We start from the raw sequence: 24,843 nt of genomic DNA, 5'->3' as shown, positions 1-24,843 counted from the left end.
CTGGACGCTGGTCTGGAGCGATAACTTCAGCGGGCCTGCGGGCAGCTCGCCCTCGGCAGATAACTGGATCATTGATACCGGCACCAGCTACCCAGGCGGAGCGGCAAATTGGGGAACTGGCGAGGTCGAGACCATGAGTAACTCGACCAGCAACGTCTATCTCGACGGCAATAACCACCTCAATATCACTGCTATTAACAACAATGGGAGCTGGACCTCGGGGCGCATCGAGACCAAACGCAGCGACTTCGCCGCCCCAGCAGGAGGCATGCTGCAAATCACGGCCTCCATCAAACAGCCTGAGCCGAGCAATGGCCTTGGCTACTGGCCGGCCTTCAGCGCTATGGGTGCCCAGTACCGCGGCAACTATCAGAACTGGCCTGCTGTCGGTCAGATCGACATTTTAGAAGATGTCAACGGGCGCAATGCTGAGATCGCAACGCTGCACTGCGGCAGCGCCCCAGGCGGCCCTTGCAATGAGTACAACGGCTTGACCAGCGGCCTGGCCACCTGCCCAGGCTGCCAGAGCGGCTATCACACCTACTCAGTGATCATCGATCGCAGCCTCTCAGATGAGCAAATTCGCTGGTACCTGGACAATCAGCAGATCTGGATCGTGCGCGAGAGCCAGGTCGGCGTGAGCGCCTGGCAGGCAGCCGTCGATCACAGCTTCTTCCTGATCTTCGATCTGGCCATCGGCGGCTCCTTCCCAAACACCGTTTGCGGCTGCACAACGCCCACAAGCGCTACCTCCTCGGGCGGCACCTTGAGCATCGCCTCGGTAGCAGTCTACCAGAAAACGGGCACAGCGCCGCCGGCTCTGACGACGCCGCCAACGCCGAGCGGAGCCAGTGTCGTCAAAGTCACAGGGACACAGGCTAACTGGCAACTGCTGGTCAACGGCTCGCCCTACCTGATCAAGGGCGTCACCTTCGGCCCTCCGAACGCTGCCGCCCTGGCCTACATGCCCGACCTGCAGGCCCTCGGCGTCAACACGATCCGCACCTGGGGAACCGATAGCAGCACGCAGTCGCTGCTCGACGCCGCCGCCGCCTATGGCATTAAGGTTATTAACGGCTTCTGGCTCTCACAGAGCGCGGATTATGTGAATGACAGCGCTTACAAGGCGAGCCAGCTCAGCGCCATCCAGAACCTGGTTAACACCTACAAAAACAGCCCGGCGGTCCTGATGTGGGACGTGGGCAACGAGGTGCTGCTCAGTCTCCAGAACACCTTTTCGGGTACACAACTGGAGCAGGAGCGCAACGCCTATGCGCAGTTCGTCGATCAGGTAGCCCAGGCGATTCACGCCATCGACCCGAACCATCCAGTAACCTCGACCGACGCCTGGACCGGCGCCTGGCAGTACTACAAGGCCAATGCGCCTCACCTGGATCTCTACGCGGTCAACTCCTACGGAGCGGTCTGCAACGTCAAGCAGGACTGGATCAACGGCGGCTATACGGTTCCCTACATCGTGACCGAGTCGGGGCCACCGGGTGAATGGGAGGTGCCCAACGATGCCAACGGCGTCCCCCAGGAAAGCACAGATGTGCAGTCGGCCCAGGGCTACGCCAATGCCTGGAACTGTATTACCAGCCATAGCGGGGTGGCACTTGGAGCGACGCTCTTCAACTATGGCATCGAGAACGACTTCGGCGGCGTCTGGTTCAATCTGAAAACCGGCGGCTGGAAACGGCTGGCGTACTACACAGTTCAGCAGCTCTATACAGGGCAGACGCCACCCGCAAGCAGCACCCCACCGGTGATCTCCAACCTGACAGTGAGCACAAACACGGTGCCAGCCGGCGGCCAGTTCACTTTGAGCGCCAGCGTCAGTAATCCCGGCGGCAATCTGCTGCGCTACACCATCATGTTCTGCAGCAAGTACATCGATGGCAGCACTGGCTTGAGCTATGCCACCTTTAGCCAGACAGGCACAAGCACCTTCACGGTGACGGCGCCCAAGGTGCTGGGCACCTGGAAGGTCTATCTGTACGCCTACGATGGCCAGGGCAACGTTGGCATCGAGACGCGCTCGTTCAAGGTGGTGCCTCCACCTGTGAACGGGACCAATGTGGCTATTGGCAAGCCCACTACAGCCTCGTCCTACCAGACAACCGGCAACGGCGCCCCCTATCCACCGTCGAATGCCACCGATGGCAACCTGTCAACGCGCTGGGCCAGCGACTGGAGCGATCCCCAATGGATCATGGTCGATCTGGGCCAGGTGACTCAGATCAGCCATATACAGCTGGTCTGGGAGGCGGCCTACGGCTCGGCCTATCAGATCCAGGTGTCGAACGATGGCAGCACCTGGACAACGATTTATTCGACGACCAGCGGGACCGGCGGCGTCGACGATTTCGACGTGAGCGGTTCGGGGCGCTACGTGCGCCTCTACGGAACAGCGCGCGGCACTCCTTACGGCTACTCGCTCTGGGAATTCGGCATCTATACCCACTCCTGATGGCACCCCCGGCATGGCGCCCCCCAGTCGGAGCGCCGTGACCGTGAGTGTCCGCGGGCCAGGGTCACTGTCGCTCGCTCGTCTGCTCGCTCCTCCTGGCCCGCCGCGCCCGTCGGGAAGAGGCCGCGCCATCATGGCCGCTCTCTTCCGATGGGCGCTTCTCTGTCTCGGCTCGCCGGCTCACATATGGGCGGAGAAGCGGAGCGAGCCCGGCAGACAGCCAGACCAGCGGCCACCCAGGGCAGGGCAGCTACGGACCGCGCTCAAGCATGCTCCGGCTGCGGCTCGCGCTCGGGACCTGGCTGCCCGGTTGTGCCAGCTGGCCATTCAGGAACAGGAAGCGCTGTCACCCCCGAGCCGGTTTCCTCAAGCGGCAGTACCAGACAGGCTTCAGGCGGGAAAGAGAGCCGGACACGCTGACCGGGGACCAGGGTCCCGGCCTGCAGACCGGGCAGGTCAACGGTGAAGAGCTGGCCACCAGCGGCGCGCACGCGGAAGCGCGTCACCGCACCCAGAAAGGTACGCAGCTCCACGGTACCCAGGAGCACATTCTCCTGCCCCTGCCTCTGACCACCCCCATCCGCTGCTGCGCCGCTCGCCTCGTTGAGCTGGCACAGTGTGACCAGCTCTGGACGCACTACCAGTAGCACGGCAGAGCCATCGCTCAGCTCTGGCTGAGGCGGAACACGCAGAAGTATTCCGTCAAGGCGACAGCGGCCTTCCACCGCACGTTCCAGGCGAGCTGACAATCGGGTACTGGCCCCGACAAAGCCCGCCACAAAGACCGTACGCGGACGGCGATAGATCTCCTCGGGCGTCCCAAGCTGCTCAAGACGACCGCGAGCCATGACGGCGATGCGGCCGGAGATCGCCAGAGCCTCCTCCTGATCATGGGTCACGTAGATGACGGTCATTCCAAGCTGTTGTTGGATGCGCCGGATCTCTTCGCGCAAGGTCACACGCACTGCCGCATCCAGCGCCGAGAGCGGCTCGTCGAGCAGCAGCACTTTCGGCTCGACCGCCAGGGCGCGCGCCAGAGCAACACGCTGCTGTTGTCCGCCCGAGAGCTGATGCGGATAACTGCGCGCTCGCTCGGCCAGCCCCACCAGGGCGAGCAGCTCCTCGCAGCGCTGGCGGATCAAGGCAGGAGGCAAGCGCCTGAGACGCAAGCCAAAGGCGACGTTCTGCTCAGCGGTCATATGGGGGAAGAGAGCGTAGGATTGAAAGACCATGCCCATCGGGCGCCGGTTGGCCGGGCGGGTTGTGATCTCCTCCTGGTCAAGAAGGATATGCCCGGCATCCGGTTGCTCAAAACCAGCGACGAGACGCAGCACGGTAGTCTTGCCACAACCACTCGGCCCCAAGAGCGTCAGAAACTCTCCTCGCTCAACCCCCAAAGAGATGCGCTCAACCGCCCGCGTCTTTCCGAAGGATTTGGTCAGCTCCTGCAGTTCTAGAAAAGCCATAGACGCTATCCTTATGCTCTATAACCACAGCCGGCCAGCTCGTCAGCCAGCCGACTTAGCGCAGTCCCGCCCCCTCGATCTGCCCTGGGAGAGCGGCCCGGCCTGCCCCAGCATGGAGACGGCTGCCCGGCACTATGCCCAGGACGCAGAAGAGCGTCAGCAGGAAGCTGAGCACCGCCAGCAAGGCCGCCCGATGCGGGTCATTCTGCCCTGTCATGTTCAGATAAATCGGGAAGGTATAGGTATTGAAGAGGCTGGCCAGCGTCAGCTCGCCCATCACCGTCGAAAAGGTCAGGAGAGCAGCCGTCAAGACACCCGGCCAGATATTGGGCAGAATCACTTGTAGCAGCGTCTGCCACCAGCCCGCTCCCAGGCTGGCCGCTGCCTCTGTGAGGACTTTGACATCAACCGCGCGCAGGCTGTTGTCAATGGCTCGATAGGCAAACGGCAGCGCCACAATAACATAGGAGCAGACGAGCAAGAGAGGAATGTCAAGCAAGGGGAATACATTGCTCAGCAACGGCACCAGGCCCAAGGAAAGCAGGACCACCAGCGGACTGTTGGCGGCGGTGCCATTGTATTCCTGCAGCAGGCCAGTCCCGAGCACAATAGGCGGCACAGCGAAAGGGAGCAGGGCCAGGGTTTCAAGGAGCCCGCGCCCCTGCGGCAGACGCAGCCGCACCTGATAAGCAGTGGGCGTGAGCAGCAGCAGGACCAGCAAGGTAGTCCCCGCCGCCAGCCCGAGCGAGGTCAGCAGGGTCAGCCAGAAATCAGGATCGCCAAAGACGGCACTGAGGGCCGAGAGATCTCCCCTCCAGCCGTGACCGCCGCTGAGACCAAAGGCCAGCGTGGCCCCCAGCGGGATCAGCAGATAGAGCAGTACCAGGCCGAGCGCCAGTCGGGTCGCCAGCAGTCCGCGCCAATGGCTCACCGTTTGTCGCATCTCTCTACCTCCTTACGTATCCTTGCGAGCGTATCTGTTCGCTAGCGGCCCAGCCAGCGGCTTGCCCGCCTGAGCATCGTCGTATAGAGCGCAACCACGGCCAGCAACACGACTATCATGCCAACGGCGAGGGCATCGCCCAGGCCAAAGTCGACAGTCACGTTGCCATTGACCAGAAAATCGATCAGAATGGGGACCAGGTTGATATTCCCTTGAGCCAGAGCGTAGGCCGTAGCAAAGGCCCCAAAGGCATTGGCGAAGAGCAGCATGGTCCCGGCCACCAGCGAAGGGAAGAGAATGGGCAGAGCTACGCGCCACCAGTACCCTGCTGGCGAGGCTCCCAGATTGACGGCGGCTTCACGCCACTCGGGGCGCAGCCCATTCAAAGCGGGCAGCGTCACCAGGACCATCAGCGGGAGCTGGAAATAGACATAGACCAGCACCAGGCCCCAGAACTGATAGATGCTAAAGCCGAGACTGTAGAGATCGAGATGCAGCCAGGTGCGCAGGGCCACCGTCACGAAGCCAGTGACCCCGAGCGTCGCGATGAAGGCGAAAGCCAGGGGGACACCGGCGAAATTCGCGGCGATGCTGCAGAAACTGACCAGCAGATTGCGCAGCCATCCCTGGCGCAGGCTGGCCAGGCCATAGGCCGCCACAGCTCCGACCAGCCCCCCGATAAGCGCGGTGACCAGAGAGAGCGCAATGCTGTTCTGAAAGGCCCGCAGATTACTGGCCTGGCCAAAGAGCCGCTGATAGCTAGCCAGACTCAAGCCGGTGGTGCCACCATTCGTCAGGCTTCCCTGAATCGTGATCATCACCGGGAGCAGCTCGAAGAGCAAACAAAAGAGTAAGAAAGGGATGAGCACCGACCAGGTAACCAGGCCAGCCAGACGCCCGGCGCGGCGCTGAGGCTGGCCGCCGGTCGTTCGGCTGGCAACGCCAGCCAGAGCCTGCCCCTCCCTCTCATCTCGCGCCCGTACGAGCATGGGCATACCTCCTGATCAGATGAGCAGCCGATCACAGGTCCGGGCGGGCGCCTTCCCGGTCAACCCACCAGGACCAGGCGGACCGGCAGACGAGCGGAGCGCGCCCGCCCCATCGAGAACGCTTTCTTCCTTCCCTGCCTTTCTCGCCTGGCTAGGAGCCAAGCACCTGTGGACCCCAGTTATTATTGACCAGGGTCGAAGCAGCATTGAGCTGAGCCAGCGACGGGAAGCGCACATTGGCATATTGCTCAGCAGGCGGCAGCTTGGCCGCCAGATCAGGGGGAACCTTGCCAGCAGCTACCAGCTTTTGGTAGCGGGCCGGATGAGCGTAGCCTTTCAGGTAGAAGAGCTGCCCTTCGTCGGAGAAAATATATTCGATCCAGAGGCGGGCGGCGAAAGGATGAGGCGCCGTTTTATTGATTACGGAGACATAGGGGCCGGCAATCGAGCCATCGGAGGGAATGATCACCTCCAGATGAGGCTTGCCAGCCAGCTGATCGCGGAAACCCAGTCCAAGGTAGTCCCACATCACGGCAATGGCCACCTCGCCGGTCGAAATATTGGCAATGCTGGAGCGAGCGACCGTGAAATTGCCACTCTTCTTGAGCTGAGCAAAATAGTCGATGCCGGGCTGAATATTGTCGAGGCTGCCACCATTGGCCAGGGCAGCGGCAAAGACGGCCAGAAAGGCATCATTGGCCTGGCGCGGGTCGCCATCGATGCCGACCATATTTTTATAGCTGCCGTGCAGCAACTCAGCAAAGGAAGTCGGGGGCTTCTTAACAATGTCCGTATTGATGACGAAAGCCTGCGCACCATAATATTCGGTGCACCAGTAGCCATTGGGATCTTTGAGGTTGGCATCAATGTCGTCCCAGTGGGCATGCTTATAGGGAGCGACCAGACCTTGCTGAACAGCCAGTGGGCCGAACTTGAAGCCGACATCGCCAATGTCGCCGTGGGGACGCGTCTTTGAGTTCTTGAAGACCTCCAGTTCCTGAGCCGAGGAGTATTCGGCTTCGGCCTTGTAGGAGATAGGCAGGCCATAATGGCTGGTGTAACCGGCCAGGATATCTTTGTAGTCAGCCCACTCGGGCGGGATGCCCACAGCCTGCAGCTGGCCCTCTTTTTTGGCGTTGGCAATCAGCGTGTCCATCTTGATGGGACCAGCCATGTTGACATTGGCAGTGGAGGCACTGCTGCCAGTGCTACTGCCCCCACAGGCTTCTAGCATGGCCGCCAGAGCGCTGGCCGAGAGGCCCGCCACACCTGCCCGCCGCAGAAAGTGGCGACGGCTCTGCTGGCCTAAGAGATCATTGAATAGCAGCCGTTCCCGGCTGCGTCCAGGGCGCATCAAAAGGCTACCTCCTGATCGTTGGCATGCACGGTGAATAAAGCTACACGGTTAAGTGAGAAGAACTGCTGATCTAACATGCTAAATCAGCTTTTAAAGCAGCAATCTCCACTGCCCGATAGAACAGGCAACCGCAAGCGCATCCAGCAGATGGACAAATGGCAAGACAGCAGGTCAACGGCAGGCAGGCCCGAGGCGGAGCACAGAGCGCAGGCCCAGTCTCTCCGTACGCTTGCTCTCTTCACGCTTCTTCATGGTAGGGCGGCTATGCTAAGAGGAGGTTAATAGATCAGGCAGGAGTTGTTAAGGCTCAGTTATATTTCGTCCAACGCCGCAGGAGCAAGCCTCCGGGAAGGCTCGTCACGCGACCTCACCAGGGCAGTATGGCATCCAGTAGGAGAACAATTGATTTATCACGCATTTTCTGCTACCATAGAAGCAGGCTGGCAGATCTAGTCAGGAGAGACTCAGGAGCAAAACAGGAAAGACTGCCCAGTATCTGAGACAACCATATAGCAGCCCAGCAGCCGGGCGGACTGGCAGAGTGCTACGGGTGCTACCCACCAGGGCCGCGCGGGCCGCATTGCTTAGCTCGGTGTCCAAGGAGGGCCAGCGATGTTCACGTCAGCGACCTGGCGGTCTCTGTCAGTGCTGCACAGCAGTGGGCTGCTTCTCTGCGCCTATCCAAACCTACTTCATGCTCTTTCGTGCTCCTCCCGACTCCCTTTCTTGCGGGCGGCCAGCGGTGAAGACCGTCCGAGGCTGCCCAGCTACGGAAGCCAGGTCTCTCTCAGCGTTGATCAGCCTGTTTGTTTCCCTTTAAGGGCGTCTCCCGATCTGACTGTTAGCAAAGGAGGAGCTTTGCACATGGAACAGCGCATCTATCATGGCAGCCTTTCCCCGGACGGTCTGGCCGACTACCTCGTCCAGACCTTTGGCCAAAACTACAGCTATCTCGGCTGGGGAGGTAGCGCGCTCAGCACTATCGCCCAGAAGATTGGGCAGGGGGATCACGTTCTGGTCCAGATTGCGCAGGCGCGTCCCTGGAGTGGACGCCTGCGCACCGCTCTCGGCGTCAGCATCTCGCGCCTACCCGACGGCATCAGCGTCAGTGTCGGCCAGAGTCACTGGTTAGAAGGCCCGCTCACAGGAATACTCTGGAGCGCCTTGTTCTTCCCGCCACTCCTGATCTTCCCGCTGATCCGCGGCATTGGGGACTTTAGCTTCTACCAGGACGTCTGGCAAGCCATCGAAACCTACTGCGTCCAGGCCCAGGCTACGCGCGCTAGCACCAGCACCCTGCACGGCCTCTACTGCGCGCGCTGCGGAGCCCTCAACGACGAAGCAGCCCAGCACTGCCATCTCTGCGGCTCCCCCCTGGCAGCCGGCCCCGCCAATACCTCCAGTGCCCATACCCTGGTTACCTGCGCCAACTGTCACGAGCGGGTTGTGGCTGCTCGCTTCTGCGGGAATTGCGGAAGCCCGCTGACGGCCCTTGATAACGCTCCCAGCCCAGAGCAAAGCCTGGGAGGGACGGCCTAGAACCCAGGATCGGTCTGGCCCACTCGGGAACCTAACAGCGCGTTTCACTCACAGCGAGCGAGGGTCTATCGAGACGAGAGCTGATCATCGCCCCGCTAGACCCTCTTCCTGGCCTCTCACGATCAGGCGCAGCGTTTCACCCCAGATCGTACGTCGCACATCTCAGCGCACTGCCAGCACAATATTCCCGCTATAGCTCTGGCCGGAGACAATGGGTGTCGGCACCCCATCGACCGTCAGCGCGAGCGTATGGCCCGCAGGCGCCGTCAGGGTCGCGCCCGGAGCAAGCACCAGTTTGCTCAGATAGCTGGTCCCGGTGACCGTCCAGCCTGATCCCGCGTTGAGCGTCACGATCACCCCATTGTTAATAACCGGCGAGGGCGTATTGCTCACTTCGCCCAACTGCTGATAGTGGGCTGAGGTGATCGTGCTCACGGCATGGCGCGCCAGCGAAGCCGAAATCACCCCGGTCAGGCGGGCCTTATTGAACGTCAGCACCATATTCATGTCACCCCGCATGCCATTGAAGAAATTGCCCGTCAGAGCGATCTGCGAGAAGGTCGCCACGGCATCGCTGCTGTGAACCGCCGTCACATCGAAGCTGCTGTCCTTGACCGGTAATCCGCTCGGCTCCGTATAGACGCCGGCGTTGACCAGCTTGCCATTGACCATCACCGGCCCTGGGTCGTCGTTCTCCATCAGCTGTAGCAGCGTGCCGTTGGCCGGCAACAGGCGCGCCCCCTGCGAGCCATCGACCGTGATCGTCACCGCCTGTCCTTTATCTAAGAAGGTGGCTTCCTGGGTCCTGAAGAGCGTGCCGCCAGTCACCGTGACCGCCCCTGGACCATGCCACATCACCCCAAAGCGGCGCGAATTGATGACCGTGGCCCGCACCGGCAACTGTGCCAGCTCGTGCGCGCTCAAACCCAGATCGAGGGCGCTATTGAGCTGGGCCACCGCCGTCGGCGTGCTGTCGCCGTAGAAGACTGTTCCGCCGCGGATGATGCTGGCGTAGGTAGCAACATCAAAGGTCGTTCCCAGGAAGCGCTCGACGGCATCGCCAATGGCATAGGAGCCATAGCCGCCCTCGCTGCCCGTATTGATCAAGGTGCTATTGATGGCGGTAAGCTGCCCATCCTGACCAACGTCGCTGGAGAGCACACCCCAGCCCTCCGAGGAGAGGGTTGAATTGATGTAGGTCGCCTTGGTATTGACGCCAAGCAGGTTGGTGGCGCGCACATTGCCAGCAATGCTCAGCATCCAGGGCGCTGATTCCATGTACGCTAGATCAACCGTGGGCACATAATCAGCGGGCAAGATCCCATCGCGCACGGCAATCGTCGAATTCTTGACGATGACGTTGGCTCCCCCTTCAGCGACGACGGCGGTACGCACCGCCCCGCTATTGTTGATGAAAGCATGGTCAACGACCAGCCTCGTGCCCTCGCCCGTGCCAACGATGGCCGCTCCATAGCCCACAAAGTCGGAGCGCCCATTGCCCTGGAAAGAGATCATAGGGTGCTCCAGCAGATAGCTCCCGCCAGCCACATAGATGCCATTGAAGGCTTCGCCAGTGGAGACGAGACGAACGTTGCTGGCCGTGGTGGCTGTCAGCACACCACCCAGAAGCGCCGCCAGCACCGAGCGCGCGCGCACAATGCCGCTGTTATCAACATAGAGCGCCTGGCGGAAGGGGAAGAGCAAACCCTGCCAGCTGATAGCATTAGCCTGGGCTACTGTGAGCACAACATCACCGCGATAGGTGCCGGGCTGAATGGCCGTCGCGGCTCCTCCGGTAGCGGTGAGGCGTTGGCCGGTCTCAATACCATTGACGGTCAGGGTCAGGCTGTAACCGTCGGGAGCAGCCAGGGTACAGCCCTGAGCTACCGTCAGGCGATGCATGTAGATGGTCTGGCTAATAAGGAGAGTCTGCCCGCTGCCACAGGTGAGGTCGGTTAACGCCCGCGCCTCCGCGACGGCTGTGAGCGCTGAGCATGGTAGCAGCACAGTGACCAGGACCAGCAAAAGCTGACCTGGCCGCTTGCGCAGGCTGGTGGCTGCTTTGCTGGCAGCCGACAAGCAATCAGGCCGTGTCACGCTCGTCCTCCTTGAGCACTAGGGCCAGAGAGTGCCTCTTTCCGAAGAGAGGCCCTCTGCCCCGGTCTGACAGCGACCACCGTGGTCGCAGCTCCCTTTCCTCTCGCCTTGCCCGCCACAGTAACCAGCGCCTTCCCCCTGACGCACAGAAGATCGCTCATCAGGACGTTAGGAGTAGCAACGCATGGCGACAGCCCCAACCCAGGCGGCAGCGCCAGCGACCTCAGCAGAGCGGGCAGCAAGCACTACGATGATAGGTCCTCATGGCTAGTGTAGCCGGCAGCAGACGGCGAGTCACTACCGCTTGCTTCCGCTTTTTCTTTTCCGCTTGCTTCCTCTCGCTTATTCTGAGCCTCCGCCGCGAGCAGGACGCAATCAGTCCAGCCAGCGTGTTGCCCGTTGCGTAGGTGGTATAGATGACTTGACGAATAGATGGCGGGCGGGTATAGTATACCCATAAACGTCCTCGGATAGGATGAACCTGTCTCTTCAAGAGAGGAGAAAAGGCCGTGAGTACCGCAAACACCTCGTCCTCCGGTGTTATTCCCTCCACCCGTACCAGCGGTTTCGATCGTGTGCTGGGAGCCTTACAGAGTATTGGGCGCTCACTCATGCTCCCCATCGCAGTGCTGCCAGCGGCGGGTTTACTGCTGCGTTTTGGGCAAGCCGACCTGCTCAACCTGCCCTGGATGGCGGCGGCGGGCAACGCCGTCTTTGCGAATCTCTCGCTGATCTTTGCCGTTGGCATTGCCATCGGACTCACTGGTGGCGAGGGGGCGGCGGCGCTAGCCGGGCTGGTAGGCTATCTGGTCTTCAACGGCGTCTTCAACGTTATCATTCCCCAGGTCAATGGCGCCCCAGATCCCTCGATCTCAATGGGTGTCTTCTCTGGTATCATCATGGGGCTGGTCAGCGCCGGTCTTTATCGGCGCTTCCATGACATTCGCCTGCCGGACTATCTGGCCTTCTTCGGCGGCAAACGCTTCGTGCCTATCATTACGGCCCTGGTTGCTCTTGTACTGGGAGTTATTTTCGGCCTGATCTGGCCGCCGATCCAGGGAGCCATCAACGCCGTCGGCCAAGGAATTGTAGCCCTGGGGCCGATCGGCACCGGGATCTATGGCTTCCTCAACCGGCTGTTGATTCCCTTCGGCCTGCACCATGTGCTCAATACCTACGTCTGGTTCCAGCTGGGCACCTATCACACGGCGCACGGCCTGGTCAACGGTGACCTCAACCGCTATTTTGCCGGTGATCCCACGGCGGGCAACTTCATGGCCGGTTTCTTCCCCGTGATGATGTTTGGGCTGCCAGCCGCCTGTCTGGCCATGATCCGCCGCGCTCATTATCCACGCGTGGCCGCCGGCATCCTGCTCTCCGCCGCCCTGACTTCGTTTCTGACAGGCGTGACCGAGCCAATCGAGTTCGCTTTTCTCTTCGTAGCCCCTGTCCTCTTCCTGATCCATGCCGTGCTGACCGGTACCGCCCTGGCCATCTGTACCGCTCTGGGCATCCGCATCGGTTTCACTTTCTCCGCCGGCTTGATCGACTACCTGATCAATTTCAGCAAGGCCAACACAAGCCAGCCACTGCTCTTGCTGCTCATCGGGCTGCTCTACGCCGTCATCTACTACTTCATTTTCAGCTTCTGCATTGAGCGCTTCAATCTGGCGACGCCGGGACGTGGCAGCCCGGCTACCGACAGCCGCAGCGACTGGATTCTGCCCGAGAGCCAGCGCGGTCCACGCCCAGCGCAGGCGACCACGAGAGAGGCAACCTCAGAGGCAGAGAGCACAGCAGTTGAGGCAAGGGATGCCGATGAGCGCCTGGCGGCGGAGTTGCTGGCCGCGCTGGGCGGCAAAACCAATGTCGAGAGTGTCGAGGGCTGCATCACGCGCCTGCGCCTCTTCATCAATGATCCAACTCACATCGACGAGGCCCGTCTCAAGCAGCTGGGTGCTGCCGGTGTTATTCGGCACGGCAAGATTGTCCAGGTCGTCATGGGGACGCAGTCCGACCGTCTGGCCAGTCGTATGAAGCAGCTGATGAAGAGGGGAGGAGGAGAAGGAGAAGCAGCAGCAGCAGAACAGGCTCCCGTCTCCCCAGCGTCGGAGGGAACAGAGCAGGGATGAGAGAGGCCCCACCGTGCTCGCCGGCACCAGTGAGGTGCTGTCTATGAGCCGCTGGTCCAGGAAAGCGCTAAGGCGTTGGGTGGCCTTGCTGTTGATCGGCACGGCCCGAACCTGGATAATCGGCTACGAGCACAGATGCAGGCCTCCTTGGCAGAACGGGCAGCTTTTTTTCCTGGCTGCCCGTTTTCGGCGCGCTGGCTGTCAGGTGATTGCAGGCCAACAGCCCGAGGGCTGAGCCAGTGGTCTGCAAGCTATGTATGATACGCATAAGGCAACAAGTCAATGGCTAAACGCTATCCTAGTTAGGAAGTGCAGGATTTAAAGAGCATGAGAGGTCCCCAGAATCAGAGTAATCTGGTTGTTCTAGCACCGATCGATGGCCAGATTGTGCCGCTGGAGCAGGTGCCCGACGAGGTCTTTGCGCAGAAGCTGGTTGGCGATGGCCTGGCTATTGATCCGCGGGGCAGCGTAGCAGTTGCTCCCATCAGCGGCAGGCTGGTGCGCCTCTTTCCAGGCGGTCATGCCTTCGTCATCGCTGCCGGCCCCGAGGGCAGCGATGAGGAGAGCGCCGTGATCGTTCATTTGGGCCTCGATACGGTAGAGCTGGCTGGCGACGGCTTTACTCTTCTGGCCCAGGAAGGCGACCGCGTCGAGGCTGGTGCGCCGGTGGTAGGCTTCGATCGCGCGCGCATCGCAGCACGGGGCAAGAGCATGCTGAGTCCTGTGGTCTTCAGCGGCAACGGAACCCTAACCCGGCGCGCTAGCGGCAGGGTGCAGGCGGGGCGGGATGTGCTTTTTGTCGTACAGCGCTCGCTTTAGCCCAGATTTGGCACATCATTCTGTTGACAAGAGCATGCTGTAGAGCCTATCCTCAAAACAGGAGAAAAACCCAAAGATTTGCAATGAGCGCTGATTGACTTGCATCGAGCAGCAGCTTTGGCTCCTGGTCGGCCTTATGCCGCCATGCGGATCACCCATCGGTCAGGAACCAAAGCCCCGGATGCAGACAGAGACAGATTGACAGGCAAGCAGGCAACGATCTGAAGCGTGGAACCGCCTTCCACGCCAGCAGAGAGGAATCTCTGTTATGCTCGAAGCGGTTCCAAGCAGGCGCTGGTCGAACAGCTACCGCCTCTTCCGGGATGGGGTGCTCTTCACCGAGATTGGTCCCGCGCTTTTTTGTCGGGTAGAGGGCCTAACGGTCGCGGGACGCACCCGTCCCGTGCGCCGCGGACGCTTTGGCCTGATCCAGATGCACCTGCCGGAGGTCAATGGCTCCTTACAGGCCCAGGCGTGGGGCTCGTGGTCTGGACGGGGCTGGTCCATCGCCTACTATGCCGGGCACGAGCAGAGCTATCGCCTGCGTCCCAGGCGACCGCTGGGCATGACCTTCGTTTTGGAGAGCAATGGCACGGCAGTCGGGATGATCCGCCCACAGCTGCGGGGTCTCTGGTGCTCGCCGATTCGGCATGTCGTGATTGACCTGCCTGATCTCCCCTTGCCACTGGTCCTCTTTGCATTCTGGCTGGTCATTACGCCCTGGGATAACCATGAAGGTGGCGGAGGAGCCATCTAAGATGAGAGCAGTCGAGCAGGGTTGGCAAGCATACAAGCCTTCCCTGGCTACCTTCAAGCAGCAGCGGATAAGGGAGTTTTTTCAAGAGCCAGCTAGCAAAGGAGCAACAGCAATGCTAGAAGCCGTGCCACGCCACTGGTATTCAAACACCTACGTCATCCTTCAGGATGGGCAGGAGCTGGCAGAGATCAGGCGAGGCTTGTTGCGCGAACAGGGCAGCATAGTGGTGGAAGGCCAGGCGTGTACTATCCGGCGCGCTGGCCTGACCGGGCCTTTTCTCTACGAGGTGGACGGCGCGCCACTGGCCCAGGCCATGAGCCACTCAGTCAGGCGTCGCTTCGAAATTGACTATGCGGGCCAGCGCTACAGTCTGCGTGCACAGTCGCTGTGGACGCGCACCTTTTTGCTGGAGCGCAACGGCGAAGTGCTGGGGACTATCCGCCCGCGAAGCCTGTGGAGCCGCAGAGCGATCATCGAGATTCCCGGCTTTCCCCTGCCCATCGTCCTCTTCTTCTTCTGGCTGGTCATGATCCAGTGGCAGCGAGAGCAGGCCGCCACAGCGTCAGGCGCGTAGTCACGTAGTCACGTAGTCTCGTTGTCTCCTTCTTCTCTCCCTGTTGCGCTCATTGTGCACCGCTGCGCCTTTTCAGGGGAGAAAGGCAGAGGAGGCCAGGCACCTGAGCCGCTCAGGCCAGGGAGAGGTTGCGCCAGAGGCTGTAGGTGCTGCTGCTGCTCAGGATGGCTCCGGCCTGCTGGACGCGGGCCACGTCTTCGGCGGTGCGAATGAAGCCGCCAGCGATGAAGGGGCCAGGCAGCAGTCGGCGCAGAGTGGCGGCTACTTCGGGGAACATGATGCCGGGCAGAACTTCGACGAGATCGGGGCCGGCATGGGCGATGGTGCGAACCCCCTTCTCCAGGCCGGAGTCGTCCAGCAGGAGCAGGCGCTGGATGGTGATCAGACCCTCGGCGCGGGCCGCCGTCACCAGCTGCGACTTACTGGTGATGATGGCATCAATGCCGATCTGATGCAAATATTGGATGCCGGCGCGGTCTTTGCCGATGCCACTGACGAGGTCGACGTGTACCACAACGCGCTTGCCCCGGCGTCGCGCTTCCTCGACAAAAGGAGCCAGCTGGAAGGCATCCCCCTTGAGGAGGAAGAGCAGAGGAGCATCAGCCTCCAGAGCCAGACGCATGTCCTCCTCCGATTTGAGTGCCGCCGCTACGGGATAGAGGCGCGCCAGGCGCACAATCTCAAGTGCCGCTTGCGTATACACACCTCGATGAAGCAAAGGAGCCGTCCCTCAAACTGCTCGACCTGTGATCCAGGAACGATCTGCTATAGTTTTATCTTTATTAATTATAGTCAGAGGGTCGCCTCTTTGTCCAGGCTGAGCCAACAGGCTTTCAGGGCCGGGGGCCGGGCCGGGCCGGTTTTGTGGTCAGCAATTCGGCACTTGACAAAGCAAGATGGGTTAACTATATTATAAGCAAGGCACGGGCTATTAGCCGGCCTGTACTGCTACCATTGTAGCAAAGCAGAGACAACTAAATATAGAATTTGACAGGACAGTGAACTGAAAAGTCCTGAGCCAGTGTGAATAACACGGCTTGGGACTTTTTTCTTTTGCTCCTGGCCGTCAGGACCTGATCAGCAGCACCGGGGGCCATTCCACGATTAAAACTCGATTCGCTGGGACGGCTCCCTGGACAGAGAGGCCGACTCCCCCAGAGGGAGCAAAGGGGCAACAGCCTCGCGCGCGCCCGAGTGGAGCAGAGCGGAGCGGCGGCGTAGCACGGAGGCCGCTGCAGGTCCAGAGAAGGGGGTAGTCCAGCTGAAGGGCCCGGTGCGTCATAGAAGGAGCAGGCTAGCTAGCAGGTAGACAGGTAGCAGTACTGGCCAGGCGAGGTCTGGGTCAATGGCAACGCTGCCAGCAACCCGGCAGCCCAGCAGCCTGCGCGTCCGCCACCTGCGCTTCAGGCTTCACAGGCAAGCCGAAGCCGGCGGCAGGTCAAGCAGGCGGGTAGCGTGCCCGGACGCAGCGGTCCGTTCTGCGCCGGGAGCGGCGCGGCGTCCAGGCTGGCCGATCTTTGGACAACGGAAGACGTCACAGCAACAAGAAAGGGCTTGTCTACCTATGGCGAAGTACGTCCTCGCCCTTGACCAGGGCACCACCAGTTCACGCGCCATCGTCTTCAACCATGACGGCGCCGTCGTCAGTCTCGCCCAGAAAGAATTCCCGCAGATCTACCCGGCTCCGGGGCTGGTCGAGCACAATCCCGAGGACATCTGGTCCAGTCAGCTCAGCGTCGCCCAGGAGGCTCTGCACAAGGCCGGAGCCAGTGCCGCCGACATTGCCGCCATCGGCATCACCAACCAGCGCGAGACTACCCTCGTCTGGGAGAAGGCCACTGGCAAGCCGGTCTTCAACGCTATCGTCTGGCAGAGCCGCCTGACGGCCCCCATCTGCGACGAGCTGAAGGCCAAGGGCTTCGATAGCGAGATCCGCCAGCGGACCGGGTTGGTGACCGATGCCTATTTCTCGGGCACGAAGGTCAAGTGGATCTTGGATAACGTGCCCGGCGTACGCGAGAAGGCCGAGCGGGGCGAGGTGCTCTTCGGTAACGTTGACACCTTCCTGATCTGGCGCCTCACCAAAGGCCGCGTCCATGTGACCGATGCCACCAACGCCTCGCGTACCATGCTCTACAACATCTACACGGGCGACTGGGACGATGTGATCCTCAAGGAGCTGGGCGTGCCGCGCGCGATGCTCCCCCAGGTGATGCCGTCGAGCACGGTCTACGGCGAGACCGACCCGGAGTTCTTCGGCGGACCCATTAAGATCGCCGGCGTGGCTGGCGACCAGCAGGCGGCAACCTTCGGCCAGGCTTGCTTCGAGGTGGGCATGGCCAAGAACACCTACGGTACCGGCAGCTTCATGCTGATGAACACCGGTGACCGCGGCGTGGCTTCGAAGAACGGCCTCCTGACGACCATCGCTTGGCGCGTCAATGGCCAGACGACCTACGCGCTCGAAGGGAGCATCTTCATTACGGGCGCGGCGGTTCAGTGGCTGCGCGATGGGCTGCGCGCCATCGCGTCGAGCAGCGATGTGGAGCAGCTGGCAATGTCGGTACCCGACAACGGTGGCGTCTATCTGGTGCCGGCCTTCGTCGGTCTGGGTGCTCCCTATTGGGACCCCTACGCGCGCGGCACCATCGTCGGCCTGACGCGCGGGTCGAGCATCGCCCATATTGCCCGCGCAACGCTGGAGTCGATGTGCTATCAGACGCGCGACGTGTTGGAGGCCATGACGGCGGATAGCGGCGTGCGCGTGAAGGCGCTGCGCGTCGACGGCGGCGCCGTGGTCAATAACCTGCTGATGCAGTTCCAGGCCGACATCCTGGGCGTGCCCGTGCAGCGCCCCAAGGTGGCCGAGACGACAGCCCTGGGCGCGGCCTATCTGGCTGGCCTGGCAACCGGCTTCTGGAATAGCCAGCAGGAGGTGGCCGAGCAGTGGGCGGTCGATCGCACTTTTGAGCCGCAGATGAGCGCCGATCAGCGCGATGCGCTCTACGCCGGCTGGAAGCGAGCGGTGGAGCGCTCGCTACAGTGGGAGCGGCCCGCTTCCGCTTAGCAGCCTTTCTCCGCACGGATGGCAGGCGGTCGCCTGACTGGCAGGCTATCAGGCTGCCGCTTGCTCACAGTCCGGCCATCCACTGGATGCGTCGATTGCTTGCGCCCACGCGCTTCCGGCTCCGCAGTGGATGGCCGGGCCCTGGCTTTGCCCTGGTCTGTCATTCTTTCTATCTCTCTGAGTGACAAAGGAGTTTGGATCAATGGCCCGTCAATTTACGAGTAGGCCCTCAGCGCTTGCGGGCCTGTGGGGAGAATGCATCGCCGAGTTCTTCGGCACCATGATCCTGCTGCTCTTCGGCGATGGCTGCGTGGCCACGTTCGCTCTCTTCACGAATATCGGGGCGAACAATGCAGCGACGCCTTTCGCGAACGAGTGGATCGTTATCATTCTGGGGTGGGGCCTGGCGGTGATGCTGGGCATCTATGTGGCTGGGGCGGTCAGTGGCGCCCATCTAAATCCTGCGGTGACGCTGGCGCTAGCCGCACGTGGAAAGCTCCCCTGGAGCAAAGTCGTTCCTTATTGGGTCGCTCAAGTGCTCGGTGGATTTGTCGCTGCTGCTATCCTCTACTTCGTCTATCAGGGGGCACTGGTGCATGCCCTGTCGCTCAATCACTTGACCATCGGGCAGATCGCCGATCCCAACGGCTACGGCGGTGTCTTCTATACCGCCCCCAAGCCCTTCGTGGGGACGTTCGGGGCTTTCTGCGATGAGTTCGTGGGCACAGCTCTGCTGGTGGGTCTGATCTTCGCCATCGTCGACGGGCGCAATCAGCCCGTGCAGGCCAACCTGAATCCCCTGATTATCGGCCTGCTGGTGGTGGCCATCGGCGCCTCCTTCGGCCTGAATACCGGCTACGCCATCAACCCCGCCCGCGACTTCGGTCCACGCCTGTGGATCGCCCTCGTGAGCGGTGGGGCCAGCCTGTCGGCCAATAATTACTACTTCTGGATTCCGATCGTGGCTCCGTTGCTGGGCGGCGTGGTCGGCGCCTTCATCTACGACTTTACGGTCGGTAAGGTGCTGGAGGCTCGTGGCCTGGCCAAGTCGGGGACGGCGGAGACCAAGGGCGAGGCGGTGCGCGTGCCAAGCGAGGCGGAGTAAGTAACCAGTCGCCAGGCCGTTATCCTGGCGTTGCTCTTGCTTGCTTGTTCGCTCGCTCGCTCAGGCAGTGCTCTCCACTTACGCTTCGACTTCTGCTTCACACGGGCGGCAGGGAGGAAGGCGCTCTGTAGCCTTCTCCTCTGCCGCCGCTCTACGTCTTGAAAGAAGTGGCCCGAGAAAGCTGCTCCCCTATCGCAGACAAGAGGATCGCTCGCTGATCATTAACCGCGTTTGTCCCGACGCGATTTTTTTTCCGCCCTGCTCACCTGATCATTAGCTCCTGCCCGCTTTTCCTCTCTTCCAAAGACCCCTTCTTCTAGAAGAAGCGGACGGCGATGCGAGAAGATAAAGCACTCCAACCGCGGATTCCTTATCCTTAAATAGATGCAATTATAGTGCGGGGATTATATCACTGTGAGCGCTTTTTATGGAGCTTTTCGGTAGAACATTGAAACAGGGCACGCTCCGGTTTCAGTGTAGCACAGCGCTTTCCTGTGTAACACACTGCAGCGATAAAAGCGCAGAATGACTGTCGAGAGGCGCAACCGTATGGCAGAGCACAGTTTTCGGCATGCTTTATGCAAGAGAGAAGAGTGCGGGCAGAACCCAGGTGCTTGCCTCCGCTGTGACTCGTCTTGCCAGTTGGGTTCTGCCGCTGCTCGGGCAACGGGGGATTGCTCGACAGCCACACGGTTCGGTACAACGTCGGCAGGCTGCAGGAATGTGAGCAGGGGGGCCAGCCAGCCTCTCCTGATCTCGCCCCGGAGCGCAGGCAGGCCCCACCTCTGCCGGCCTGTCGCCTGCCACGGTCCGGCCTGCCCAGGCGGGCCTGATCGAGGGTGCCAGAGCACGCAATGCTGAGTGTCTCTCTCTGGCTCAGTTCGCCAACGAAGGAGCGTGCTAGATGCGACGCCTTGTACTGTTGCCTGGCGCCAGGATGGCGCTGAGACTGCTGCTAACGCTGCTCTTGCTCTGTCTGTGGAGCCTCTCCCTCTCCCTCTCTACCACAGGAGCGCAGGCCGTGGCCGCCCCCGCCTCGGCTCGCCCCTGGATGAACCGCAGCCTCTCACCCGATCGGCGCGCCGATCTCTTGCTGGCTCAGATGACGCTCGACGAGAAGATCGCTATGCTGCACGGCTGGTCTGGTGGTAGCTATGTCGGCTACATTCCGGCCAATACGCGCCTGGGCATTCCGGCCCTCGGCCTGGAGGACGGCCCCGCCGGAGTGGCCGACGGCATGACGGGCGTGACAGCTTTCCCGGCCCCGGAGGCCCTGGCCGCGAGCTGGGATACGAGTTTGATGCGCCAGTACGGCCAGGATCTCGGCAATGAGGAATGGGGCAAAGGCGCTAATGTGGCCCTGGCACCGACAGTCAATATTTTGCGCAATCCCCAGTGGGGCCGCAGCTTCGAGACGCTGGGCGAGGACCCCTATCTGACGGCTATGCTGGCCAGTGCCGATATCCAGGGCATCCAGAGCCAGCATGTCATCGCCACGGTGAAGCACTATGCGGCCAATAATCAGGAGTATCACCGTACGACGGTGAGCGCCAACGTCGACGAGCGCACCCTGCACGAGATCTACTTGCCAGCCTTCGAGTACGCCGTCAAACAGGCAGGCGTCGGAGCGGTGATGTGCTCCTATAACAAGGTCAACAACGTCTACGCCTGCGAGAATCCTTATCTACTCAATACGACGCTTAAGGGGACCTTCGGCTTCCCAGGCTTCGTGATGTCGGACTGGGGCGCAACCCATAGTACGGTGCCGGCCATTACGGCGGGCCTCGACATGGAGATGCCCGATAGCACCTACTTTGGCAACGCCCTCAAGCAGGCGGTGCTCAGCGGGGAAGTCAGTATGGCGACGATCGATGAGGCGGTGCATCGCATTCTGCGCACGATGTTCGCGATTGGCCTCTTCGACTATCCGACGACTGGCAGCCCGAGCGCGACGGTGACCAACGCCCAACATGCTCAATTCGCCCGCCAGGCCGCCGAGGCCGGCACGGTTCTGCTCAAGAACGACGGTCAGCTACTGCCGCTCGATCCGAGTAAGATCCATTCGATTGCGGTGATTGGTCCCGATGCCTCGGTCTCCCCCCAGGCCACGGGCGGCGGCAGCGCGCATGTGATTCCGCCCTACGTGGTGACGCCGCTGCAGGGGATTACGCAGCGCGCGGGGAGTGGCGTGACGGTGCGCTACGCGCAGGGGATTACGACGACGGGGACGCTGCCACCGATCGAGGCCCAGTATCTGACGCCGCCCTCGGGCAGCGGGCAGGGCTTGCTGGGCGAATACTTTAACAATATGACGCTCTCGGGCAGCCCGGTGCTGACGCGCATCGATAGCCAGATCAACTTCGATTGGAACGGGCAATCGCCGGGTCCCGGGGTGCCGGCGACTCAGTGGTCGGCGCGCTGGACGGGGACGCTGACGCCACCGGTGAGCGGGACGTATACCTTCTCGCTGACGAGTGACGATGGCAGCCGGCTCTATATTAATAATCAGTTGCTGATCGATAACTGGCGCGATCAGGCGACGACGACCGAGACGGCCACCATCCAGCTGACGGCGGGCCAGCCCTACGCCATTCGCGTGGAGTACTACCAGAACGGCGGCGCAAGCAATGTGGCTCTGGGCTGGAGCATTCCAGGTCAGGAGAATACCTTGCTCTCGCAGGCCGTGGCGCTGGCCAAAAGCTCGGATGTGGCCATTGTCTTTGCAAACGATGTGGAGTCGGAAGGCTCCGATCGCAGCAGTCTGGAGCTGCCCGGGGCCCAGGATCAGCTGATTGAGGCGGTCGCTCAGGCCAATCCGCGGACGATTGTGGTGCTCAATACAGGCGGACCGGTGCTGATGCCGTGGGTCGATCAGGTGCCGGCTTTGTTGGAGGCCTGGTATCCAGGCCAGGAGGATGGGAACGCCATTGCGGCGGTGCTCTTCGGCGATGTCAATCCCTCGGGGAAGCTGCCGATGACTTTCCCGCGCTCGGCCAGCGATCTGCCAGCCAGTACGCCAGCCCAATATCCGGGGATCAACGATCAGGCCGACTATTCGGAGGGGGTCTTTGTTGGCTACCGCTATTACGATGAGCGCGGGATTACGCCGCTCTTCCCCTTCGGCTACGGCCTCTCCTATACGACCTTCCGCTACAGCCATCTGCGGGTGACGCCAACGCAGGCAGATTATCGCAGCCAGATTGCCATTGATCTGGATGTGACGAACACGGGGCGGCGCGCCGGGGCTGAGGTGGTACAGCTCTATCTTGGTATCCCCTCGACAAACGTGCCGGAGCCGCCGCGCCAGTTGAAAGGCTTTCAGAAAGTCTTTCTGCAGCCTGGCCAGACGAAGCACGTGCATTTTGAGCTGAATCCGCGCGATCTCTCATACTGGGACGTGAACGCCCATGCCTGGGTGGTGCAGGACGGCACCTATGCGGTGCAGGTGGGATCGTCGTCGCGCGATATCCGCCTGCAGGGCAGCTTCGCGGTGCGCGTGACCAACGGTCCGCGCTACGTGAGCGTACAGGCGCCCGCGCTGCTGGCTGGCGGCGGGAGCGCGACGGTGACAACGAGCTTTACCAATGGCGGGGACCTGACGGCGCACGCGCTGCGGCTGGAGCTGCAGGTTCCCCAGGGCTGGCAGGCACGTCCAGAGGGAACAACCACGTTTGCAACGGTGAGGGCCGGCCAGACGGTGCAGGTACACTGGCAGGTAACGGCTCCGGCGGGCGCCCCCGCGGGCAGCTATACGCTGCAGGCGAGTGCGCGCTTTGTGAGCGCGGACGGGCCAGGACACCTGCAGGCTTCGACCAGCCTGACGGTCCCTTATCCTTCGCTGGCGGCGGCCTACAACAATGTGGGCATCAGCGATGATAGTAACCCGTCGGCGGGCAATTTTGACGGCGGCGGCTACAGCTATTCGGCTCAGGCGCTGGCGGCGGTCGGGCTGACGCCTGGGGCGACGGTGATACATGATGGGGTGACCTTTACCTGGCCCAATGTGCCGCCCGGGCAGCCCGATAATGTGAGCGCTGAGGGGCAGGCTGTGGCCTTCTCGGCCCAGGGGACCACGCTGGCCTTCCTCGGGGCGGCGGCCTTTGGCACTCAGAGCGGGTCGTTGACGATCCTCTATAGCGATGGGACGAGTCAGCAGGCCACGCTGACGCTGGCCGACTGGTACGCCAATCAGCCGGCGCCGGGCGATGAGTTGCTGGCGACGGCGGATCACTGGAACCGTCCCCCGGGTGATACGCTCGGTCCCCATGCGGTGAGTGTCTACTATACGGCTCTGCCGCTGCAGGCTGACAAGCAGGTGGCCTACCTGCTTTTGCCGACGAACAGCAACCTGCACCTCTTCGCGGTCGCCGCCAGGTAAAGCAGGCGCCGACTCCACGCGGAGCGGAAGGCCGGGCTGTGCGCGCGGCAGCCCGCGGCCTTACCCCGCGTTGACAGGCTGGCACGGTTCCGCTCCTTTTCCCCCAGGGAGTGGGCCGCGCCAGTTTCTTTCTCTCCGCTGTGGCAATGGCCCCAGTTCAGCCGCCGCCAACCATCGTGACCAGCTCCAGGCGACAGCCCTCGTGCAGGCGCGTTTCGGCGAAGCGCTCGCGCGGGACAATGATACCGTCGAGCAGGGCCACGACGCGGCCTGGCGTCAGGGCGAGCTGGCCCAGGAAGTCGGCGATGGTGCACTCGCGTGGGACATTCCAGGGCTGGCCGTTAGCGACAATGGTCATCAGTTCCGCCTGGGATACTGCATCTTCTGCCATTGGTGTACTCGTCTCCTCCTTTCTTGCTCCTTGCCTGGCTTTCAGATCGCCTGGCTGCCGTGGGATGGCCGCCGGCGGGCCTGGGCACCAGCGGCCAGGGCCTGGCGCAGCGCCTCCACGGCCTGAGCCACGGAGGCAGCACCGTAGATGGCCGAGATGACGGCGATGCCGTCGGCTCCAGCGGCGATCACCTGGGCGGCATTGGCGGCACTGAGGCCGCCGATGGCCAGCAGCGGAAGGCGAGGCCAGCGGGCGCGCAGTTGTTCAAGCAGCTCAACGCCAGCGCCGGTCTGGCCGGGATGGGAGGGTGAGGGGAAGATGGTGCCGGCCAGCAGGTAATCGGCACCGGCAGCGACGGCCTCCTCTGCTTCGGCCAGCGAGTGGACCGAGGCCCCGAGCAGCAGCGACTGCCCACAGCGCTGCAGCAGGGCGCGAGCAACGGCCAGCGGCAGCGAGCGCCTGCCGAGCTGGACGCCGTCGGCCCCGGCAGCCAGGGCCACATCGAGGCGATCGTTGATGATCAGGCGGGCGCCGAGCTGGCGCGCCAGCGGTCTCAGGATGGTCGCCAGCTCATAGAGACGCGCCGCCGATAGATTCGGCCCGCGCAGCTGCAGGAGGTCAATACCCGCCTCCAGGGCCTGGCGCGCGATGTCCAGCAGAGCCGGATGCTGCTCGTCGGTGACCAGACAGAGCAGCGGCCCGCGCTCCGCAACCAGGGCCGGCCAGTCGCTCGCGGCTGGTGCTCTCTCTTCTGTCATG

The 24,843-nt window shown here is 62.1% G+C and carries 17 protein-coding genes; 9 read left to right on the top strand and 8 right to left on the bottom strand.

Features of this window, described 5'->3' with window-relative positions; genetic code table 11:
* A partial coding sequence (locus A4R35_RS23440) for a discoidin domain-containing protein (RefSeq protein ID WP_223258468.1) occupies nt 1-2,470 on the top strand: 2,470 nt, incomplete at its 5' end.
* A gap of 263 nt (nt 2,471-2,733) precedes the next feature.
* Here A4R35_RS23440 and A4R35_RS23435 read toward each other — a convergent pair.
* The 4 genes from A4R35_RS23435 to A4R35_RS23420 all read right to left on the bottom strand — a co-directional run bounded on the left by A4R35_RS23435 (nt 2,734) and on the right by A4R35_RS23420 (nt 7,222).
* Nucleotides 2,734-3,936: an ABC transporter ATP-binding protein gene (locus tag A4R35_RS23435; protein WP_112433805.1), complete on the bottom strand. Its 1,203-nt coding sequence runs from the start codon at nt 3,934-3,936 to the stop codon at nt 2,734-2,736.
* Nucleotides 3,937-3,991: 55 nt separating this feature from the next.
* Nucleotides 3,992-4,879 carry an ABC transporter permease gene (locus A4R35_RS23430; protein ID WP_112433803.1) on the bottom strand — a complete coding sequence of 296 codons (888 nt, stop codon included), beginning with the start codon at nt 4,877-4,879 and terminating at the stop codon, nt 3,992-3,994.
* Nucleotides 4,880-4,920: 41 nt separating this feature from the next.
* Nucleotides 4,921-5,874 (bottom strand): ABC transporter permease, encoded by a 954-nt coding sequence (locus A4R35_RS23425; RefSeq protein WP_223258467.1) that lies wholly within the window; start codon nt 5,872-5,874, stop codon nt 4,921-4,923.
* 145 nt (nt 5,875-6,019) lie between these two features.
* Nucleotides 6,020-7,222 carry an extracellular solute-binding protein gene (locus A4R35_RS23420; protein WP_112433799.1) on the bottom strand — a complete coding sequence of 401 codons (1,203 nt, stop codon included), beginning with the start codon at nt 7,220-7,222 and terminating at the stop codon, nt 6,020-6,022.
* Between the two features lie 867 nt (nt 7,223-8,089).
* Between A4R35_RS23420 and A4R35_RS23410 the strand changes: the two genes are divergently transcribed.
* Complete coding sequence (locus tag A4R35_RS23410; protein ID WP_189362250.1) at nt 8,090-8,764, top strand: zinc ribbon domain-containing protein; 675 nt, start codon at nt 8,090-8,092, stop codon at nt 8,762-8,764.
* A gap of 162 nt (nt 8,765-8,926) precedes the next feature.
* On the opposite strand, the gene A4R35_RS23405 is transcribed toward A4R35_RS23410, so the two are convergent.
* Entirely contained in the window at nt 8,927-10,861 is a 1,935-nt protein-coding gene (locus A4R35_RS23405; RefSeq protein WP_223258466.1) for a hypothetical protein, read from the bottom strand.
* Between the two features lie 611 nt (nt 10,862-11,472).
* On the opposite strand from A4R35_RS23405, the gene A4R35_RS23400 reads away from it, so the two are divergent.
* From A4R35_RS23400 to A4R35_RS23380, 4 genes are all read left to right on the top strand, one after another.
* Complete coding sequence (locus tag A4R35_RS23400; RefSeq protein WP_112434412.1) at nt 11,473-12,993, top strand: PTS transporter subunit EIIC; 1,521 nt, start codon at nt 11,473-11,475, stop codon at nt 12,991-12,993.
* 327 nt (nt 12,994-13,320) lie between these two features.
* The gene (locus A4R35_RS23390) at nt 13,321-13,812 is read left to right on the top strand and encodes a PTS sugar transporter subunit IIA (protein WP_112433791.1); all 492 of its coding nucleotides are present in this window, start codon (nt 13,321-13,323) and stop codon (nt 13,810-13,812) included.
* A 268-nt stretch (nt 13,813-14,080) separates the two neighbouring features.
* Complete coding sequence (locus A4R35_RS23385; RefSeq protein WP_112433789.1) at nt 14,081-14,569, top strand: hypothetical protein; 489 nt, start codon at nt 14,081-14,083, stop codon at nt 14,567-14,569.
* Between the two features lie 112 nt (nt 14,570-14,681).
* Nucleotides 14,682-15,143 (top strand): LURP-one-related/scramblase family protein, encoded by a 462-nt coding sequence (locus A4R35_RS23380; RefSeq protein ID WP_146747316.1) that lies wholly within the window; start codon nt 14,682-14,684, stop codon nt 15,141-15,143.
* A gap of 112 nt (nt 15,144-15,255) precedes the next feature.
* Here A4R35_RS23380 and A4R35_RS23375 read toward each other — a convergent pair whose 3' ends face one another.
* Nucleotides 15,256-15,846, bottom strand: coding sequence for a glycerol-3-phosphate responsive antiterminator (locus tag A4R35_RS23375; RefSeq protein WP_112433785.1), 591 nt, complete (start codon nt 15,844-15,846; stop codon nt 15,256-15,258).
* An 861-nt stretch (nt 15,847-16,707) separates the two neighbouring features.
* Here A4R35_RS23375 and glpK point away from each other — a divergent pair.
* From glpK to A4R35_RS23355, 3 genes are all read left to right on the top strand, one after another.
* Nucleotides 16,708-18,210, top strand: coding sequence for a glycerol kinase GlpK (gene glpK, locus A4R35_RS23370; protein ID WP_112433783.1), 1,503 nt, complete (start codon nt 16,708-16,710; stop codon nt 18,208-18,210).
* A 202-nt stretch (nt 18,211-18,412) separates the two neighbouring features.
* A complete protein-coding gene (locus A4R35_RS23360) occupies nt 18,413-19,315 on the top strand; it encodes an MIP/aquaporin family protein (RefSeq protein WP_112433779.1) in 903 nt (300 codons plus the stop codon).
* Between the two features lie 904 nt (nt 19,316-20,219).
* The gene (locus A4R35_RS23355) at nt 20,220-23,693 is read left to right on the top strand and encodes a glycoside hydrolase family 3 C-terminal domain-containing protein (RefSeq protein ID WP_112433777.1); all 3,474 of its coding nucleotides are present in this window, start codon (nt 20,220-20,222) and stop codon (nt 23,691-23,693) included.
* 157 nt (nt 23,694-23,850) lie between these two features.
* Here A4R35_RS23355 and thiS read toward each other — a convergent pair whose 3' ends face one another.
* Both thiS and thiE read right to left on the bottom strand, forming a co-directional pair.
* Nucleotides 23,851-24,084, bottom strand: coding sequence for a sulfur carrier protein ThiS (gene thiS / locus A4R35_RS23350; RefSeq protein WP_112433775.1), 234 nt, complete (start codon nt 24,082-24,084; stop codon nt 23,851-23,853).
* A 41-nt stretch (nt 24,085-24,125) separates the two neighbouring features.
* A complete protein-coding gene (gene thiE / locus A4R35_RS23345; protein WP_112433773.1) occupies nt 24,126-24,842 on the bottom strand; it encodes a thiamine phosphate synthase in 717 nt (238 codons plus the stop codon).
* Nucleotide 24,843 lies beyond the last annotated feature (1 nt).

The sequence above is a fragment of the Thermogemmatispora tikiterensis genome (assembly GCF_003268475.1).
Taxonomy (GTDB): Bacteria; Chloroflexota; Ktedonobacteria; order Ktedonobacterales; family Ktedonobacteraceae; genus Thermogemmatispora; species Thermogemmatispora tikiterensis.
Note: the sequence above shows the minus strand (reverse complement) of the source record. Positions and strands in the feature narration are given on the sequence as shown.